Source organism: Micromonospora sp. NPDC000207 (genome assembly GCF_040300925.1).
GTDB lineage: Bacteria > Actinomycetota > Actinomycetes > Mycobacteriales > Micromonosporaceae > Micromonospora.
In genome coordinates this window covers 1-2,285 of record NZ_JBEPEQ010000228.1, presented here as the reverse complement: position 1 = coordinate 2,285, position 2,285 = coordinate 1, and the positions used below count along the sequence as shown (strand labels likewise).

At 70.3% G+C, this 2,285-nt stretch carries 1 protein-coding gene and 1 pseudogene; both read left to right on the top strand.

From position 1 onward, the window contains the following. Window positions 1-1,155: pseudogene (glmU, locus tag ABT336_RS27305) on the top strand (bifunctional UDP-N-acetylglucosamine diphosphorylase/glucosamine-1-phosphate N-acetyltransferase GlmU); the annotation flags it as partial. A gap of 54 nt (window positions 1,156-1,209) precedes the next feature. Further along, window positions 1,210-2,190 (top strand): ribose-phosphate diphosphokinase, encoded by a 981-nt coding sequence (locus ABT336_RS27300; RefSeq protein WP_350900460.1) that lies wholly within the window; start codon window positions 1,210-1,212, stop codon window positions 2,188-2,190. The last annotated feature ends 95 nt before the right edge of the window (window positions 2,191-2,285 follow it).

Sequence of the window (2,285 nt, the reverse complement as noted above, 5' to 3'; positions counted from 1 at the left end):
GTGCCCGAGCCGACCGGCCTCGGCCGGATCCTGCGCGACGCCGCCGGGCGGCTGGAGCGGATCGTCGAGGAGCGGGACGCGACCGACGAGCAGCGGGCGGTACGCGAGATCAACGCCGGCATCTACGCCTTCGACGCCGGCCACCTGCGGGTCGCCCTGAGCAAGATCTCCACCGACAACGACCAGGGTGAGGAGTACCTCACCGACGTGTTCGCCCTGCTCGGGTCGGCCGGTGAGCCGGTGGCGGTGCACGTCGCCGCCGACCACGTCGAGACGTTGGGCTGCAACGACCGGGTCGAGTTGGCGGCGCTGCGCCGACTGCTGCGCGACCGGGTCAACGAGGCGTGGATGCGGACCGGGGTCAGCATCCTGGACCCGGACACCACCTGGATCGACGTCACTGTGGCGGTGGACCGGGACGCGGTGATCGACCAGAACACCCAGCTTCGCGGTGGCAGCGTGGTCGGAGCCGGTGCCGTGGTCGGCCCGGACGTCACCCTGATCGACACGGTGGTCGGGGCGGGGGCCACGGTGCTGCGCAGCCACGCGGTGCAGGCCGAGGTAGGACCGGGTGCCACAGTCGGCCCGTACGCCTATCTGCGGCCGGCGGCGCGGCTGGCCGAGCGGGCGAAGGTCGGCACCTTCGTCGAGGTGAAGAACTCCGAGGTCGGCCCGGGTGCCAAGGTGCCGCACCTGTCGTACGTGGGTGACGCCACGATCGGGGCGAAGGCGAACATCGGCGCGGCGACGATCTTCGTCAACTACGACGGTCAGGCCAAGCACCGGACCACGGTCGGGGAGGCGGCCTTCGTCGGCTGTGACACCACCCTGATCGCCCCGGTCGAGGTGGGTCCCGGTGCGTACGTGGCGGCGGGGAGTTCGATCACCCAGGACGTGCCGGCGGGCGCGTTGGGGGTGACCAGGGCTCCGCAGCGCAGCATCGAGGGGTGGGTGGCCCGACGGCGGGCCGGTACCGCCTCGGCGGCGGCTGCGGAGCGGGCCGGTCGGGAGGCGGCCGGTGGGTCGGCCGGGACGCCCGGGGACGCGGCGGAGGGTGCGTCGGGGGTGGCCCGCTAGGCAAGTGAAGGTGAGCGAATGCACGGGAGCACCCAGCCGGTGGGTCCGGCGTCAGACGGGGTAGATACTGCAACCGCAAAAAGTCTCCGGCCACCACCGCCGGGTACGCCGACCAACGGGAGCAGACCGGCCATGGGCAGCATCGTCGCCGAAAATCGCAAGAGCCTGATGCTCTTCTCCGGACGTGGTTTTCCGGAGTTGGCCAACGAGATCGGTGAGGTGCTCGGCGTTGCGCCGACGCCGACCGACGCGTACGAATTCGCCAACGGCGAGATCTTCGTCCGTTTCAAGGAGTCGGTTCGTGGCTCGGACGCCTTCGTGGTGCAGTCCGTCACCCACGGGGTCAACACCTGGGTCATGGAGACCCTGATCATGGTCGACGCGCTGAAGCGTGGATCGGCCAAGCGCATCACAGTGGTCCTGCCGTTCTACCCGTACTCCCGGCAGGACAAGAAGCACCGCGGGCGGGAGCCGATCTCGGCTCGACTCGTCGCCGACCTGCTCAAGAGCGCCGGGGCGAACCGGATCCTCACCGTGGATCTGCACACCGCGCAGATCCAGGGGTTCTTCGACGGCCCGGTGGACCACCTCTTCGCGATGGACATCCTGGCCGAATACGTGCAGCGCCGGTACGTCGGTAGGCCGATGACGGTGGTGGCCCCGGACTCGGGTCGGGTTCGGGTGGCCGAGCGGTGGACCGACCGACTGGGCGGGTGCCCGCTGGCCTTCATCCACAAGACGCGGGATCCGCTCAAGCCCAACCAGGTGGTGGCGAACCGGGTGGTCGGGGAGGTCGAGGGTCGGGTCTGCCTGATCGTCGACGACATGATCGACACGGGTGGCACGATCTGCAAGGCGGCGGACATCCTGAAGGAGGCCGGTGCGGCGGACGTGATCGTCGCGTCCACCCACGCCCTGCTCTCCGACCCGGCCACCGAGCGGTTGAAGAACAGCCCGATCAGCGAGGTGGTGGTGACCAACACGCTGCCGCTGCCGCCCGAGAAGCAGCTCGACAAGCTGACGGTCCTGTCGATAGCGCCGCTGTTGGCCCGGGCGATCCGCGAGGTGTTCGACGACGGCTCGGTGACCACCCTCTTCGGTGGGCTGAGCTAGCAGTCGACCGTCGCCACGGCGGTCCCCGGCACGCGCTGACCGTCGCCACGGCGGTCCCCGGCACGCGCTGACCGTCGCCACGGCGGTCCCCGGCA